The organism is Pseudooceanicola nanhaiensis DSM 18065, assembly GCF_000688295.1.
Taxonomy (GTDB): Bacteria; Pseudomonadota; Alphaproteobacteria; order Rhodobacterales; family Rhodobacteraceae; genus Pseudooceanicola; species Pseudooceanicola nanhaiensis.
The window spans coordinates 1-15,836 of the sequence record NZ_JHZF01000006.1; the positions used below are offsets into that span (position 1 = coordinate 1).

The 15,836-nt window shown below is 58.2% G+C and carries 17 protein-coding genes; 8 read left to right on the forward strand and 9 right to left on the reverse strand.

Features of this window, described 5'->3' with window-relative positions; genetic code table 11:
- From Q344_RS22745 to Q344_RS0100855, 7 genes are all read right to left on the reverse strand, one after another.
- Window positions 1–550 (reverse strand): hypothetical protein (locus tag Q344_RS22745; RefSeq protein ID WP_156954596.1); only part of this gene is annotated, 550 nt, incomplete at its 3' end.
- A 29-nt stretch (window positions 551–579) separates the two neighbouring features.
- Complete coding sequence (locus Q344_RS25420) at window positions 580–1,614, reverse strand: DNA cytosine methyltransferase (RefSeq protein ID WP_084178248.1); 1,035 nt, start codon at window positions 1,612–1,614, stop codon at window positions 580–582.
- Window positions 1,615–1,906: 292 nt separating this feature from the next.
- Complete coding sequence (locus tag Q344_RS0100835) at window positions 1,907–2,575, reverse strand: ParA family protein (RefSeq protein WP_028284987.1); 669 nt, start codon at window positions 2,573–2,575, stop codon at window positions 1,907–1,909.
- 111 nt (window positions 2,576–2,686) lie between these two features.
- Complete coding sequence (locus tag Q344_RS0100840; protein ID WP_028284988.1) at window positions 2,687–3,721, reverse strand: replication initiator protein A; 1,035 nt, start codon at window positions 3,719–3,721, stop codon at window positions 2,687–2,689.
- A 225-nt stretch (window positions 3,722–3,946) separates the two neighbouring features.
- A complete protein-coding gene (locus Q344_RS0100845; protein WP_028284989.1) occupies window positions 3,947–4,498 on the reverse strand; it encodes a hypothetical protein in 552 nt (183 codons plus the stop codon).
- 17 nt (window positions 4,499–4,515) lie between these two features.
- Window positions 4,516–6,171 carry a type IV secretory system conjugative DNA transfer family protein gene (locus Q344_RS0100850; protein ID WP_028284990.1) on the reverse strand — a complete coding sequence of 552 codons (1,656 nt, stop codon included), beginning with the start codon at window positions 6,169–6,171 and terminating at the stop codon, window positions 4,516–4,518.
- Window positions 6,171–6,449 carry a hypothetical protein gene (locus Q344_RS0100855; protein ID WP_028284991.1) on the reverse strand — a complete coding sequence of 93 codons (279 nt, stop codon included), beginning with the start codon at window positions 6,447–6,449 and terminating at the stop codon, window positions 6,171–6,173. The genes Q344_RS0100850 and Q344_RS0100855 overlap by 1 nt, the downstream gene beginning before the upstream one ends.
- 779 nt (window positions 6,450–7,228) lie before the next feature.
- On the opposite strand from Q344_RS0100855, the gene mobQ reads away from it, so the two are divergent.
- From mobQ to Q344_RS0100870, 3 genes are read left to right on the forward strand one after another with little or no spacing between them, the layout of a single operon-like run.
- On the forward strand, window positions 7,229–8,521 hold the full coding sequence (mobQ, locus tag Q344_RS0100860; protein WP_028284992.1) for a MobQ family relaxase: 1,293 nt from the start codon (window positions 7,229–7,231) through the stop codon (window positions 8,519–8,521).
- Between the two features lie 35 nt (window positions 8,522–8,556).
- Window positions 8,557–8,829 (forward strand): hypothetical protein, encoded by a 273-nt coding sequence (locus Q344_RS0100865; protein ID WP_028284993.1) that lies wholly within the window; start codon window positions 8,557–8,559, stop codon window positions 8,827–8,829.
- Window positions 8,830–9,321, forward strand: a complete 492-nt coding sequence (locus Q344_RS0100870) for a hypothetical protein (RefSeq protein WP_028284994.1) — start codon at window positions 8,830–8,832, stop codon at window positions 9,319–9,321.
- Here Q344_RS0100870 and Q344_RS25945 read toward each other — a convergent pair whose 3' ends face one another.
- The gene (locus Q344_RS25945) at window positions 9,322–9,588 is read right to left on the reverse strand and encodes a PIN domain-containing protein (RefSeq protein ID WP_156954597.1); all 267 of its coding nucleotides are present in this window, start codon (window positions 9,586–9,588) and stop codon (window positions 9,322–9,324) included.
- Between the two features lie 417 nt (window positions 9,589–10,005).
- On the opposite strand from Q344_RS25945, the gene Q344_RS0100875 reads away from it, so the two are divergent.
- Complete coding sequence (locus Q344_RS0100875; RefSeq protein WP_028284995.1) at window positions 10,006–10,890, forward strand: ArdC family protein; 885 nt, start codon at window positions 10,006–10,008, stop codon at window positions 10,888–10,890.
- Window positions 10,891–11,506: 616 nt separating this feature from the next.
- Here the strand turns inward: Q344_RS0100875 and Q344_RS25950 are convergent.
- Entirely contained in the window at window positions 11,507–11,662 is a 156-nt protein-coding gene (locus tag Q344_RS25950; RefSeq protein WP_156954598.1) for a hypothetical protein, read from the reverse strand.
- An 80-nt stretch (window positions 11,663–11,742) separates the two neighbouring features.
- Here Q344_RS25950 and Q344_RS25430 point away from each other — a divergent pair, with 80 nt between their 5' ends.
- From Q344_RS25430 to Q344_RS0100900, 4 genes are all read left to right on the forward strand, one after another.
- Window positions 11,743–13,110: a 7-cyano-7-deazaguanine synthase gene (locus Q344_RS25430; protein ID WP_084178250.1), complete on the forward strand. Its 1,368-nt coding sequence runs from the start codon at window positions 11,743–11,745 to the stop codon at window positions 13,108–13,110.
- The gene (locus Q344_RS25435; protein ID WP_084178251.1) at window positions 13,107–14,300 is read left to right on the forward strand and encodes an XRE family transcriptional regulator; all 1,194 of its coding nucleotides are present in this window, start codon (window positions 13,107–13,109) and stop codon (window positions 14,298–14,300) included. The genes Q344_RS25430 and Q344_RS25435 overlap by 4 nt, the downstream gene beginning before the upstream one ends.
- Entirely contained in the window at window positions 14,275–14,898 is a 624-nt protein-coding gene (locus Q344_RS25955; protein WP_156954599.1) for a PIN domain-containing protein, read from the forward strand. The genes Q344_RS25435 and Q344_RS25955 overlap by 26 nt, the downstream gene beginning before the upstream one ends.
- A gap of 122 nt (window positions 14,899–15,020) precedes the next feature.
- Window positions 15,021–15,560, forward strand: coding sequence for a recombinase family protein (locus Q344_RS0100900; protein ID WP_028284998.1), 540 nt, complete (start codon window positions 15,021–15,023; stop codon window positions 15,558–15,560).
- Window positions 15,561–15,836 lie beyond the last annotated feature (276 nt).

Consider the following 15,836-nt stretch of genomic DNA (forward strand, 5'->3'; position numbering starts at 1 on the left):
TTCCGAAGAAGAAGTAGGGTTTGAAACCACTGCTCAGATCAGCCGAGAGGAAGTCGTCGCGGACAAGCCGAACTCTGCTGAAGGATACATCCCAAGCGCCAGCCAGAACTTCCAACTGTTTTTCAATGAAGGCGAGAGCGCTGGTGTTCACATCAACAATGGATAGTTCGATCTCAGCTAGCTGTTCGGCTGCCACACCAAGCGTCAGAAACCTCTTGAAGAGCGCGAAGATCAAGGCCCCTGCCCCGGCAGCGGGTTCAACAAAATGATGCTTGCGCAAAAAGGAAAGCGCATCCTCCTCGTCCAGTACATTGTTCTGAGCGAAGAGTTCTCTCCAGAAGAAGTCTGCTACGTCAGTCGGAGTGTAGTACGATCCAAGCTTCTTGCGCTCATGCTCAGATTTGCATTCGGAGATGTATGAAAGCTTCTCTTCAGCCTCTTCAGAATGCCGTTGAACGGCTTCTATGTGCGTAACCCGAGCCGATTGAAAGCGCGCAAATCTACCGACCGCTTCAGAGTCGTCATTCTGACCGTAGTAGGTGCTTCTCAAGTTTTTATCTCCCGCCTCGCTCATGCGCATCAGGGCAAATGGTTCATCAAGTGAGCAACCATCTCCTGGCCGAGCAAGCATGGCACCGCGTTGCCAATCTGCTTCTGAACCGACCTGCGAGTACCATAGAACTGATAATCTTTAGGAAAGGTTTGAATTGCTGCGATTTCTGGAACTCTCAGCCGTCGGCTGTCCCAATGGAAAGGGCCGACCCAAGGCCCAGGCTGTGCGGCAATCGTGATTGAGGGTTCGTCCGGGTGCAGCTTGTATAGGAAGTTCCAGAAGCGGCCCCCTGACCTGAAGGTGCGACCGCTGTAGCCTTCAACATCTCGCAGCCCGATGTAATTTCTTCCAGAGGGCACATTGAGAAGTTCCTGGTAGTAAGTCCCGCCACTTGCATCCTCTTGTGGTTCAGAGAACTCCTGCCCCGCATAGGGGGCGATAAAGTCTCCCACTCCGACGTATGGTGCATGACCGTTCATCTGGTGCGGTTTCTTTGGGTCTGCATATCGCCCCACTGGGCAGGGTATCGCTGTTCCGCCGCCCTTTACGCCGAAGACGAAGACGCGCTTCCGCTTCTGCGGGACGCCAAAATCAGCGGAATTCGTACGGAAAACCGTACAAGCATAGCCGTGCGCTTCGGCCTCTTTGACGAAAGCCTCAAAGGTACTCTTGTTCGTCGGATGGAGTATGCTTTCAACGTTCTCAAACAGAAAACCTGTGGGTAGCATTTCACCGAGCGCGCGCACGAACTGACCAAGCATGTTTCTGGGGTCATGCTCGATCAGCCGATTGTCGTTCTTGACCCAGTAACCGTTCTTCGAAAAGGGCTGACAGGGTGGTCCGCCGATTAGCACACTTGGTTCAGTGTTCGACCACACCCGGAAGTCAACTTCCTTGATATCCTTCTCGAGTACGTCTGCACCAAGCAAGCCATTGTTAATGCGCAATGTCTGTGCTGCATCAGGGTCATTCTCGATACATGCAACTATATCCACACCAGCTTGATGTGCACCAACATCGAGACCCCCTGCCCCTGAGAAAATGCTTACTCCTTTGACCACTGGTTAGACCCCTTCCTTCTTGTTCTTGTGAGTGGCGTTGGCTTGATACAGATCCCACATATGCTCAACTAACTGCCCTTGTGTGATACCCAAGCGTTCCGCTTCCGCAGCAATCGCTTCACCTATCTCTGGAAAAACTTTGGGGTGCAGCTGATGCGTTCGAGGGCTCGGCTTTCGGCCCGGCTTCTTGCGTGGAGTTCGATCTAAAAACCCCCTCGCCTCTCCCACCTCGTCTACGCGCCGCACTTCTTCGGGTGAAGTAGCCTTTGGGCGCGCTTTCAGGCCTCCCAGTCTATTTGAGCCGTTCATAGACAGCCTCCGTGAATGCCTGAGCGTTAATCAGTGCCTTATCAACTTTTCCGCCCGTAACCATTTCGGGGTCGTTCATCATCGCAGTCAGATCACCGCCATATGCGAACAGTTCAGAGAACGCCGCGCGGGCTACTAAGGACGGTTCGATTACATCGATCCCTGCCCCACTCAGTTGTTCTTCCAATTCCTTTTGGACACGGCTCTTGACGGCTGCGCTTGTCTTGGTCAGCACCACAGCATGCCTTATTGACCGCCCAAGCGCTTCTTCTTCTTCACGAACCAACGCCAATGCTTCCGAGCCGATCTCTGCATCGAGCGCTGTCGGCTGCATCGGGACTATCACCAGGTCCGCTTGGGAGATGGCGCGGCTGACCAGCTGAGATGCGACACCCTCCAAGTCCACAATGACAATCTTGCCATCACCATCTGCGCTCCGAATAGTCGGGACGATTTCTGAACGCCCAACCTCGCTCCTGAGCGTGACGCCTGCAGGAGTGCCATGCGACGCCCATCTGGTCAGGGACTTGTTGGGGTCGCAGTCAAGCACCGTGACATCCGCACCCATGCGAGCGAACTGGGACGCCAGAATTACAGCGCATGTGGACTTCCCAACCCCACCTTTGGGGCTTGCCATGACGATGACGGGCATTGCTCGATCCTGCCAGTTTGTTGTTACCGGATTTATATCTTACACCGGTAATAAATCCAATACCGAAATTAAACCTGTTACCGGTTTTATTTCCGTTACCGGTTTTTCATCTTATGGTCTACCTCGCTTCTCGAACCACTTTCGGCAGAACCCAATAAAGGCCCGGTCGGCACTGCGAGGCGGCTCAACACACCAGTCGCGCCACTCACGCTCCAGGAAACGAACGTCCCAACCGGGCGCTGCATGGCGCGCTTCTTCGTAGGTGTCGGACTGCAGCGGTGGAATACTGCCTTCGACAAGCTGGGCAGGGGACATCGTGCCGCGATTAGTGAACACCACCATGTCAGCTTCATCTTCAAAGGTAACATGGTAATCCGGCAAGTGGTCATGCTCTGCGAGTTGCCGGATCATCTGCCGAAAGCGCTTCTGTGGGCTTTGCGACCCAGTCTTAAGCAGCAACTTAGCCAGCGTGATGCGCCAGGTTTTCTGCTGCCCGCAATGCTTCCGGGCGATCTCGTACACCCGTCTTTCAATGGGCTTGCGCAGGCGGAAGTAGTCCCGGTGGAGGGTCAGTACCTCTTCGTTACGGATTGCGTTGAAAACCCAGTCTGACAGCTTCACTTCACACCAGAGAAGACGGCCATCGAGGCCATGCTTGCGGCGGATCGACGACGCGTCGATCAGGCCAAAGCCATCAACTTGTTCTTCGTCTCCGGTGACAATGTTTGTCCTGATCCGCGTCCCTTCGAGTCGATCAAGGGCGTCGAGCAGGGACTGATATTCCCGACCACTTGTACCCCGATTGGTGAAGATAAGCAGTTCTCTGGAGTTAATCCGGACACGGGGCGAAACGGCTTCGCCCTCCTTCAGCTTCGCCATGATCTGACTGATGCAGTAGATCAGAATGTCCTTGTCGTAGATCGTCGCCAGACCCTTGACGCTCGGCGTAATCTGCAGCCACTTGTCGCCATTCTCATAGCGCTTGATCGTCGTCTCAGGCTTCTTTGAGAGGGAATAAAACGGATGCTCCATGTGTTGCATCACGTCCTTCAGGACAGCGTCAGCCACATCACAGATGAACAAATCATGCTGCGGATGGCGATCCGGCAGGAGCGGGGCGAGGGCATTCGTGTTATCAGTTACCATGAGTCCACATTCGTGGTTTTAGTTACCGCAGTCAAGATTCGTGTTTTTAGTTACCAAAAGCAGGATTTCAGTTACCGAGATTCGTGTTATTAGTTACCGACCCTCAAAGAAAATTGTTATTTTACAGATCTCTACACCGGTTCTGGAAATGCGTAACACAGATTCTAACACAAATATAACACCCAGCTTCTGAGCCAGACCTGACCACCATCAGCACATCACCGCTCACCGCTGATAGAACACGCAGGCATCGACACCTGTGGTTGTCGTCGTCCAGGACGCCCCAAGAACAGCGCACATGGAAGCGTTGCTGGCTAAGAAACGAGGAAGCGTCACCGTCAGGACAAGAGCCAGAACGACAGCACCCAGACCGAACCATGGAAGACGGCTTTTGAAGCGATCCAGCTTCTGTTCCCGTTCCCAAAGCTGACGCATGGTGTCTGATCTGGCATCCTCGACCTTCCTGAGAACCTCCTGGGTGTGGTTGGACGCCCGGAGCAAATCACCCGCCATCTGGCCAACGCGGTCCAGGGTATCACCGATCCTGCCGTCAATGGTCGCGCCGACAATCTCACCGTAGTTTTCCGGGTCCGTCTGTTTGCGGGCAGCGAAAGCGGCAGAGCGGGCTTCCGTCGCCGTCTTGTTCACGCGGTCGAGTACGCGCGCCTGATCATCCACCCGATCCGAAATGCTAGCGACAGCCGTGGCGAGGAGATCAAGCGTTTCGCGCAGATCATCGTCCGAGAGCGGGGCAGGGGAGGGGGCATCTTCAGACATGGCGGATTGCTTTCAGGTTATCGGGCGTCGGGCGTGAACAGCCCGGCAAATTCAGGATCAGCGTAGTAACGCAGCTTTTGCGCGACGGCGGTGGCCTGCCCCTGGACGCGCAGGAGCTGGCGATCCGGAGGAAGCTGCATGATTTCATCGGGGGTCAGCAGATCGCGGCCCGTGAGGTTGTTCGAGAAGCTGGGTCCATCGCCGGGCTTGAAGCTGTCGGTCTGGAACCCGGCAGTTTCCTGGCCGATCATCTGGCTCAGCCACTTGGCTGTCTCAAAGTCATTCACCCCGAAGACCTGTTGCACCCCGGCATTGGCGATGAAGGTGCCAGCGCGTTCGCCATAGAGGTCCTTGAGCTGGCTCATGTCCTGCAGGATCGGCCAGAGCTGAAGCCCGTAGCCTGCCATCAGCCCCATGGCGCGCTCTACAGCCTCCAGACGGCCCAGAGCGGCGAATTCATCGAGGAGGAAGAGGGAAGGGGTCTTGAGGCGCTCAGAATGGCCCTCTGACGCGCTCTGAGGCCGTTCAGCGTCCCGGGCGATGTCCTGAAGGGCCTGAGAGACCAGAAGGCGCAGCCAGCGACTGTAGGCGTCCATCCTGTTTGGGGGAAGCACCAGGAAGACGGAGGTAGTCCGGTGCCGCAAATCGGAGAAAGCAAAGTCCGAGCGCGCCAGACACTTCGCGATCCTGGGCGAGTCCAGAAAATGTGTGTGCCGCTGCGCGTTGGACAGGACCGAGGCGGCTTCGCGATCCGCCTTGCCGAGGAAGCGGTTGGCGGCGCGGGCAATCAGCCCGCCTGCCTCGTCGCTGTCCTGCATCAGCTCCAACAGCGCCCGGAGTTTCTCCGGGGGCAGGGTCAGATATTCCCGGACGGTGGCGAGGGACCGGCGGTCGCGATCCTCATGGCAGACGCAGAACATGATCAGCCCGCCGAGGATGGCCTTGGCTTCTTCGTTCCAGTGCGCTTCCGTCACCTGTCCCGGCGGGTCCATGACCAGCGCCTCTGTTAGGGAGGCAGCATCCTCGCCCAGATCGAGGCTGTCCGGCGTCAGCCGGTCGAGCGGGTTGTAGCAAGCCGAAGGATGGCCGCTCACTTCAAACGGATCGAGGACGTGGACCGTCCCGAAGCGCCGCCGGGCCTCGCCCGCGATCCGCGCGTTCTCGCCCTTGGGGTCGATCACCAGAACCGAGCGTTCAGCCGCCAGCAGGTTTGGGATCACGGTGCCGACGCCTTTCCCGGCCCGTGTCGGGGCGAGGGTGATCAGATGAGCCGGGCCGTCATAGTGCAGCAACCGCCCAGTGTGCGGATTGCGCCCGATCAGAAGGCCGTCTTCCCGCTGAAGCTTCTTCAGCTCCTTGCGGTTGGCAAACCGCGCCGAGCCGTGGCTGTCGCCGGTCAGACCGAAGTAGGCATCCGCACCGGAGGCCATGCGCCAGTACTGAAACCCGAAGACAGCGCCAATGAGCATGAAGGGACCGAAGACCAGCCATTGCCAGGCGCTTTCACCGGGCGGCTGATCGAAGAAGGCAAAGATGAACGGCGTGGCCACAAGCGTTCCAAGCATCGCCCCAAACAGGACCGCGCCGATCATCCAGCCCAGAAGGATGGGTGTGAAGATCAACCGACCGAAGAAGCGGAACAGCCCCCCGAAGACGAGCATCACGCGCCGCATCAGGGCGCGCCCTCATCGCTTGTGGCAGGGGAGGGGGCCTCCCATTCCGCGAAGGCTTTGCGATCCTGTTCACGGGAGAGGTTGCGGATCAGCCGGTCGAGCATCGCGGCAGCATTGGAATCCCGTTCCGCCAGGTCCATGAGCGCTCCGCCCAGGATCACTTTGCGCCGCGTATCCAGCTTGCGCTGTCTGGTGGCTTCCCGGTTCTTCAGGGCCTGCAGGCGGGCCTTGGCTTGGGCATAGCGTTTCTCGGCGCGTTCAAGCTCAGTATCGGCCAATTCGGGAATCCACTTCAAAGAAGGCAGGTGTAAAGGTTGGGCTTGCCACAACCAGCGATAGCGCTTACCCGTAGGCCTGTAAAGGACAAGGGCGCACTTATGCAAACTCTCCACCTGCGGTTCCGAGCTTTGCGTGCGATCTCCTTGAGGCGGGGCCTCAGCCGATGGCGAACTCCGTCCGACGCGATGCGCGCCGGAATGGGAGCTGCCTTCGCCCTCCCAAACCCTCCAGAACCAACCTCGGCGGTTGGATCGCGTCCCGCAATGTCGTGCCACCGTCTCGCCCGATGCCCCACGGTGGGGGCCGGTCTGTCGCTGGCGTCTCCCTTGCGGGAGGTATCGCGCCCAGGTGCTGACGCCCCTTCGCGATACCGGGTTTGCCCCCGGCAAACCGCCAGTGATCTGCCCCCATATCCCGCCCCCCATGAGGCTGGGGATCTGGGGGCAGATCACTGGCAAGCCCGCGCCTCAGAGAGCCAGAGGCTCACTTCGGGCGGGCTGTCTTTTCCCCTCCAGCCCCAGCGGTGCGAACGCGCACTGCGATTTGGGGCGCGGGCCTCAGGGGAAAAGACGGTTGCGCAAAGCTGCGGCGGTCTTGGATCACTGATCTCCAAAACCACCGTCTTACGCCCAACAGGGAGGACGAAGCCCTTTCCCAAGGGAACCGGAAGAGGTTGGGCTTCATCCCCACTCTGCACCAACACCTCAGCTCTTGTCACGAGCCAAGAGCCGGGCGCTCTGCCACGGCGGCAACTATCGCCTTTGAGAGAGGAGGGCGCATGGCGAGCTACCACCTCTCTGTGAAGACGATCAAACGCAGTGCCGGGCGCTCTGCCACGGCAGCTGCGGCCTACCGTGTCGGGGAGCGCATCGAGTGCCAGCGTGAAGGCCGCGTCCACGACTATACCCGCAAGCAGGGCGTCGAAGAGACCTTCATCCTGACCCCGAAGGACGCCCCGGACTGGGCCACGGATCGGTCCCGCCTCTGGAATGAGGTCGAGGCCAGCGAGACCCGCCGCAACTCCGTCACTGCCCGCGAGTGGGAGCTGGCCCTGCCGTCCGAGATCAGTGCCGAGGACCGGTCACAGATCACCCGCGACTTCGCCCAGGAGCTGGTCAACCGCTACGGCGTGGCCGTCGATGTTGCGATCCACGCACCGCATCGCGAGGGTGATCAGCGGAACCATCACGCCCATGTGCTGACCTCCACCCGCAAGCTGGAAGCGGAGGGCTTCACGGCCAAAACCCGAGTGCTCGATTCCGCGAAAACCGGCGGCGTCGAGATCGAGCAGATGCGCGGCCTCTGGGCCGAGTTGCAGAACCGCGCGCTGGAGCGGGCAGGGGAGGTGGAGCGTGTCGATCACCGGTCGCTTGAGGCGCAGCGCGAGGCGGCGCTGGAACGGGGTGACGAGCTGACGGCGGAGGAGCTGGACCGCGACCCTGAGCTGAAGCTGGGACCGGCGGCCAATTCCATGGAACGGCGCGCGAAGGTGATGGCTGAGCGCCAGGGCCGGGAATATGTGCCGGTCACTGAGCGTGGGGCCGTGGTCCATGCCGCCCGCCAGGCCCGCGCCGCGTTCCGCGAAATGCGCGAACGTCTCGACATCGCGCGGGAGACTTATGGGGCCGAACGCGAGGCGGGGCAGGGGCGTGTCTCTGCCGGTCTTGCCGCGCTCAGGGCTGCTACGGCGAAAGACCGTAGCGCAGATCGCAATCCGAAGGACTTCCGGGAGCGGCTGGCGCGCGTCGTGGACCGGTCACTGGACCAGGACGACGCGTCGAAGCCAGAAGGCCGCAATTATGCGCGGGAGCGGCTCAAAGAGATCATGGAGAAGGACGCAGGCCGTGATGGTCAGGCGGCGGTTCACAAGCTGGACGGTCACAGCGAGTATGATCTGGGCGAGGGCACAGGGCGCGCGGCGCGCAAGCCATCCGTCAACGAGCGCCTGAAGGACGTGTTGAACAAGCCGCGTGAAAAGCTGGAGATCGAGGACGAGCGCGAACAGGAACGCGGTGACGACGAGAATGAAACCACGCGGGACAGGGATCGTGGCGAAGGTCACAGCCTGTGACGCAACCCGGTGAAACGACAGAGGAGACAGATTGAATGTATGAAGTATTCAACGTGGGCAAGACGATCTTGCTGGACGGAAAACCGTTATCGCTTGTGACGCCCGCAGGTGTTGAAGGCTGGATTGAGAAGGGCATCCCGTACAGCTATCGCTACGACCAGGTGCGCGATCCGCTCGATGGCAAGATGAAGTACCGCTGTCTCTATGAGAAGGACGGAGCAGAAGTGCCGTTTGTCCTGGTCAACGATCCTGACGAAGGCGATGGACGCGTGATCTTGTTCGACAGCTTGCCAGAGTCAGTTCACTAGATGCTTGGGCCTGACAACGCCATTTGGGATGATGGCGAATGGGTAAGCTGGGACGACATCAACCGGCAGCTACAATATAAGGAATGGGGCGCGAAATATCCGAACGCAGATCGGGCGCTGATCCCCATCTTCGAAGACTTATTGTCGCTCGCGGAAGCTTACCATTTGCAAACAGGCCTGCACCTGCAGGTCTATGGCGACATTGGAGAACTGTTTGCTGCAATCACCCACGGCGTGAAGCTGCATAGAAACTACGCCCAAGGATCGGATGGCAGGCTCGGGAACGACTTCATCGAGGTCAAGACGATCACGCCGTTCAAGGCACGAGACTTTGTGACGATCAGTTCAGCAGGAAACTTCAGCAAGCTGTTCGTCGTGAAAATCAACGAAGAATTCGAGATCGCAGGCAGGATGGTAGATCGCGGCTCGCTCAAGTGGGGAGGTAAAACCGAGATCAGGGTTCACTGGGATCAGCTTGAAGGGGTTGTTTGATCAGGTTGCTGGTGGATCGTATTCAGTTGGGCGGGTGATGGTTTTACCCGCCAGAACAAGTTGATGGGGCAGAAGAGAGCGCCGCACGCGGCCCACCGTCACCTCGAACAAAGCGACTGAGTTGCGCCCTTTGCGCTTTGGTGGGGCGACAAGGTCGATTTGTTTACCTGCAGCTTCTGCCTTTGTAAGGTTCACGGCTTCATTCAAATCCGTATCCGCAGATATAACCAAAGCACGATCAAACCGGTCCTGAAGGCCATCGGCCATGAGATACTTTCGGGGGCTGTCTTCAACTGTGATCCCGGCAGTGAGCCGGTCTCGCTTTGAGCGATAGACAGAGCCGGGCATCGACGGGCTGACGCCCGCTCACCCCAACCCTGACAGTTTCCAAATCCTCTTGATCCGCCTGCCATCCTGTCAGGTCCGAGAAAACCGGCAAGCGCCGCCGTTGGCGTCGGTTCCGGCCGAGAATTCCGGTTCCTCCCACGCGCAGGCGCGCGGTTCCCTCCCAAATTCACGCCCTCCACCCGGTTGTCACGGCCCCGCCAGGCCGCAGGACGGGCTTTGCCCTTACCTGCTCTGCCCTTCGGAATGCATGGGCATTCCAAAGATCAGAACAGGAAGGCCCGCCCATTGGCGGAAAGGGGAAGAGACCCGGACCGCGTCACGCAAGGAGGGTCACAAATGACCGCAGAGAAGTTTGACGTTTATTCCCATGTCACCAATCAGATCATCGCACAGATCGAGGCGGGAACGCCGCCCTGGCGCAAGCCGTGGACCGGCAGCGGGGCATCGGTCAGCTTGCCGGAACGGTTCAACGGCGAGGCCTATCGGGGCATCAATATCCTGATGCTTTGGGCCACGGCGATGGCCAAGGATTACAGTTCAGCCCGCTGGATGACGTTCAATCAGGCCAAGCAGCTTGGGGGCCATGTCCGCAAGGGCGAGAAATCCGCAACTGTCGTGAAATACGGCACCGTCGAGCGCGAGGACGAACACGGCGAGGAACGCCAGATCCCCTATGCCAAGGCCTACCGCGTGTTCAATGCTGACCAGATCGAGGGTTTGCCCGCTGAATTCTACATTCTGCCCGATCCGCCCCGTGATCTGGGCACCGTAGCCGACCCCGCGCTGGAGGCATTCTTTGCCGCGTCCGGCGCGCAGATCGACAGCACCGAGGAACCGCGCGCCTATTACAATATCAAGACCGACCGCATCCACATGCCGCCGATCGCGACCTTTCACAGGGCCGCAGGATATTACGGCACCTTGGCGCATGAGCTGACCCACTGGACAGGGGCGACAAAGCGACTGGACCGTCTGGGCCGGTTTAATGACCGCAAGGCCTACGCGTTCGAGGAGCTGGTCGCGGAGATTGGCAACTGCATGCTTTGCGCGCAGATCGGGGTAGAGCCCGAATTCGACCAGAGCGCGGCGTATGTCGAAGGATGGCTTGAGGCGATGAAGGAAGACAGCCGCGCGATATTCCGCGCCGCTTCTGAGGCGCAGAAGGCCGTGGACTTCATCATGGAGCGCACCGCGCAGGCGGACAGGATGGCCGCCGAGTAACAGCCCGCATCTCTGAAATGATCGAGGCCCCCGTACGCAGGCGGGGGCCTTTCTGCATTATGGCATGATCGGGATGGTCGGCGGTTTCAGGGTGACCTGTCGGCGGGCAACCTGAAGGCCACCCGCCGACAGGCCCGGCGCTTCGCGCGGACGGGCATAAGATGCCCGGATATCCCGCACTCCTCAGTCTCGACTCACTCCAAATGTCAGGTTTGATTCTACGTAATATTGACAATGTCAGGTCGCGACCTCATATTGGCTCATTGAGGAGAGCGCCATGAGTGATGGTCCCCATAGGAGTTTGCCGCTGAAGCGGCGTTGGAAGACTGTCGCGGAGCGGTCTTCCAAAGATGCATGGTCTGTTGAAGACGTGGTGGAGGCGACTTGTCACGCACTTGAACGTGACCTTGGGGAAGCTCCCGTGCAGTCTTTGCAGCGCATCCTCGGCGTTGGGCCAGAGGTGTCATTGTTCGGAGGCGATCACGAGGCCGTCTTGAACGAACTGGACCATGCTCGGATTGAGTGTCGAGGTTCGGCGATTGGAAATGCCGCTATTGACGGTGCAATTCAGGCCGTTCTGGAGGGTTTGGCTGGGGGCGAGGCATGTAAGTGTGCGTTAGAGCATGCTCTTGAGCGCACTTTTAAGAGTCATAGCCGTAGCATTGAAGAGCACTATCAGCGTAAAGCCGGTGACCGTAGTGCGCGTCATATGCGTGATCGCCTTGCCGCTGTAGGAAGTCGGTGTGACTTCAGTAGCATTGCCCTTCGTCATAGCCAGTCTTCCTCAAAGGAGGCGCGGACTTCTGGGCTTTCGCGGAGGGCTGGCCTAGATGACGGCCCGGCGATGCCGCTATGAGTAAGTCTGCCGTGCTTGCGGTTCCCGAAGTCGCTATTGACGTTCTCGAAGCTGGCGGAACTGCTCTTGCTGGACATCGAGGTCTGCCAATCGATGCCATTGGTTTTTCAACCGCATCTCTTGAGTCGTATTCGTTTGCAGGCAGTGATCCGGTTGTTTTCGATGCGATGCTTGTTGCGGCTTCTGTCGAATATGCTGACCGTACCGTTCGACGCCCGAGCCATGGCTGGCGCCGTTCGTTCTCTATGCGCCTTCCTGTTTACGATGCATCCCGGTGGCAAGCTGATGAAGTGCGGAGTGCCTTGATTGATGCGGTTGGCTTTCTGACCGGAGATGATTGGACTTTCGATTTCTACCAAAAGACTTCGGCTCCAATTGCGGTTCAGTCGGCGCAATTCAATCTGTCGCCTGATACTGGTGCGGTGATTGCCTATAGCGATGGCATGGATTCCAGAGCCGTTGCCGGACTGTTAAATGAGGAGTTGGGCCATCGACTTGTGAAGGTTCGGCTCGGCACCATGACGCCCAAACGAAGGAGGGGAGTGGCCCAACCAGTGCCCTTCGCTGGTGTGCCATATGAACTATCGAACATTGGTTCGAATAAGGAATCGACGGCTCGAAATAGAGGTTTCAAGTTTGCGTCGATTGCCGGTGTCGCCGCATATCTATGCGGTGCATCCGAGATCATCATTCCAGAGAGCGGCCAAGGTGCTATTGGGCCTGCATTGGTCGGTGTGGCGCATGCTTATCCAGACTATCGCAATCACCCTTCATTTACGGGCAAGATGGAGCGGTATTTTCGGGCCTTGTTCGAGCGTGACATTCGGTTTCGGTTCCCTCGTCTTTGGCATACGAAGGGGCAAACCCTTCGAGAGTATGCGTCCCTAGCTCAGGGCAATGACTGGTGGGATACCCGTTCTTGCTGGCGTGGTAGTCGTTGGGTGTCAATCTCTGGTACGTGGCGTCAATGTGGCGTCTGTGCTGCCTGCATGCTCAGACGAATGAGCGTTCACGCAGCCGGGCTGCAAGAAGCTCCCGATGTATATGTCGCGACCAATTTGTCAGCACCCAGCATGGCGGAGGCGGTCGAACCGGGGTTCCGACATGCTGGGAAGTCGTTTGCGGAGTATGCACACGCCGGATTCCTGCATCTGGATCATCTCGCAGATTTGGCTGATGACGCGGCTCGTTCCGAGGTCCGTGCTCATGCGTTTCAACTCGGGCGGGCGATTGGGGCAGCAGTCGAGGAGACGGAAAGCAATCTTCGAAACTTGCTCAAACAACACAAGACTGAATGGGAGAACTTCATGGATAGTTTGGGAGGCTGCTCTTTCCTGGCGGAAAGGCGAAGTGGCAAGTTATGAACGCTGCAGCAGAAAGGCTATCTGATCGGGAAGTCGGCGAGCGCCTGAAGCTTGCTCGAGAGGAAGCCGGAAAGACTCAAGCAGACGCGGCCAGTGTTATCGGCGCAGCCAGAACGACTGTCGTTGCCATCGAAAAGGGTCAGCGTCGGATTCGCATTGATGAACTCCAGAAGCTTGCAGCCGCTTACGGCACGTCTGCGAACGCAATACTTCGACGGGAAGCCGTTCAGCTTAGCCTTGCCCCTCAATTCAGGAGGCTAAGCGAGAGTGAAGACGACGCGGTCGGAACGTCCAGTCGATTGCTGAACGATCTGGTTACGGCTGAGCTGGAACTAGAGAACGCACTTGGCATTCATCGGGAGCGGCGATACCCGCCAGAACGCCCTATCTTGCCCGGCGACAATCGCGCGGTTGTCTCGCAAGCCGAGGCGGACGCTCAGGACCTGCGCGACTGGTTAGGGATCGGGCCAGGGCCAATCGGCGATATCGTTTCTGTATTGGACCTTCAGCTAGGTATTCGTGTCTATCTATGTCCGCTGAACTCCAAAATTTCTGGTCTATTCGCTTACGATCCTAGAGCTGGAGCCTGCATGCTCTTGAATGCGTTGCATCCTCGCTCGCGGCTCATGACTACTGCCGCCCACGAACTTGGGCATTTCATTTCCTCTCGGACCGAGCCGGAAGTGCTTACTGAGAGCTCACTTTTTGTCTCCCGTGAGGAGCGTTATGCCAACAGTTTCTCCCGAGGGTTCTTGACGCCATCTCGTGCTGTTCGTCAGCGATTCCAAGATATCACTGCGGGGCATTCCCACTTGACCCGTCGCCATATCATTCTGTTAGCGCACGCTTTCGGTGTGGCTAGAGAAGCAATGGTGCGTCGCCTAGAAGAACTTGGGCTTGCAAGAAGAGGAACGTGGGACTGGTTTCAGGCAAACGGTGGAATTACCGACGAGCAAGCGCGCCAGGTTTTGGGCGACATTCCATCGAGGCACTTTTCAGCCTCTGAAACGGGTGTCCAGTTGCCGCCCCGGCTCGCCCTTTTGGCCGGTGAGGCGTGGAAACGCGGCATCTATAGCGAAGGCCAGTTGGTGCGCCTTCTACATCTGGATCGATATAGCGTTCGCGCCTTGCTTGACAGTGCAGCGGCCGAAGAAGGCGAGGAAGATGACCTGGTTAAACTACCTCGCTGACCCTGATGCTGTCTTCGTTGCCGATACGAGCGTTCTCATAAGCTTGAATGCGACGGGGAGAACTGCCGATGTTTTTGGAGGTCTTCCGTGCCAATTTGTTGTTCCAGAAAACGTTTCTGCCGAGCTGGAGAATGGGCGTCGGAACGGATATCGAGATGCCGATGTACTTGAGGAACTGTGTCTGGATGGTAACGTCCGGTGTGTTGGTCTCGGGACCGCCGCATTAGAAGTTTATGAGAGCTTGGTCGATGGCTCGACGTTGCGCACTCTTGACGATGGCGAGGCCGCGACAATCGGATGTGCTGTCGAACTTTCTGGGGTGGCTTTGATAGACGAGCGAAAAGCACGGCTTCTATGTTCAGAGAACTACCCCGAACTGATGGTTGTTTCGACTGCTGGACTACTGCTTTGCGATCCAGTCAAGCGCATCTTGGGTGAGAGCGGCCAAGCGGCTGCTTTACTTGATGCATTGCAGAAGGCTCGCATGCGTGTGCCAAATGAACTGTTATCCGCAGTTTGTAGCGTTATTGGTCCTGACGCTGCGATGCGTTGCACAAGCTTGTCTCGTTCCCGCATAGCTACCCTTCAGCCTAAATAGACGAGACAAAAACGGTCGTTTTTGGCCACGCGCCCTACCCTGCCCAAGATCAATCGCTTAGCCAGGACAAAAACCCGCGGCAAAACCTTTGCGGTTTTGGCAGGTTTTTGTCACACTGAAGTATGATCATTGGATATGCACGCGTCAGCACTGACGACCAGAGCCTGGATTCACAGACCGACGCACTATCAGCAGCCGGTGCTGAGAAGGTTTTCGCAGACCGGATCAGTGGAACGAGGCGCGCAAGGCCAGAACTGGATAAGATGCTGGATCAACTCCGCGACGGCGACGTTGTGACTGTCACAAAGTATGACCGCCTGGCGCGGTCTCTGAAGGACCTCTTGGAGATCGTAGAGGCGATCCGGGAGCGAGGTGCCGGCTTCCGGTCCCTGGCTGAGGATATCGACACGACGACGTCGGCAGGCCGCCTGGTGTTTCACGTCTTCGCGTCCATCGCCCAGTTTGAACGGGAGCGGATTTCAGAGAGGACCAGAGAGGGCTTGGCATCTGCGCGCAAGCGTGGGCGGATAGGTGGGAGACCCCCTGCCCTTTCGGCAGCCCAGAAAGTAGAAGTTCGCCGCATGCGTGACGAGGAACATCGCGCAATCCCAGAGATCGCGCGACTGTTCAAGGTCAGCGAGCGAACGGTACGAAGGGCGTAGAGCGCACGAAACTAAGGTATCTCTACCTGAAGTTTCCGTCTTCCTAGGTAAGCTCCCATTACCTCAATGACGCTCAAGTACATGCAGTTGATTCCCGGGAAGCCATCGGCTGGCTCCTGGTCTGCCCTAACCACAGACACTTGTGTGAATGGGCCTTCCCCGTGGTTACGAGCAGGAAAAACGTAACCGACCGATTGTGGCCGCCTGCCTGAGGCTGGGGTTCCGAGGTAAGACACGTGCATAACGACGTCGTTATGCACGTGTTTTATTCGGAGG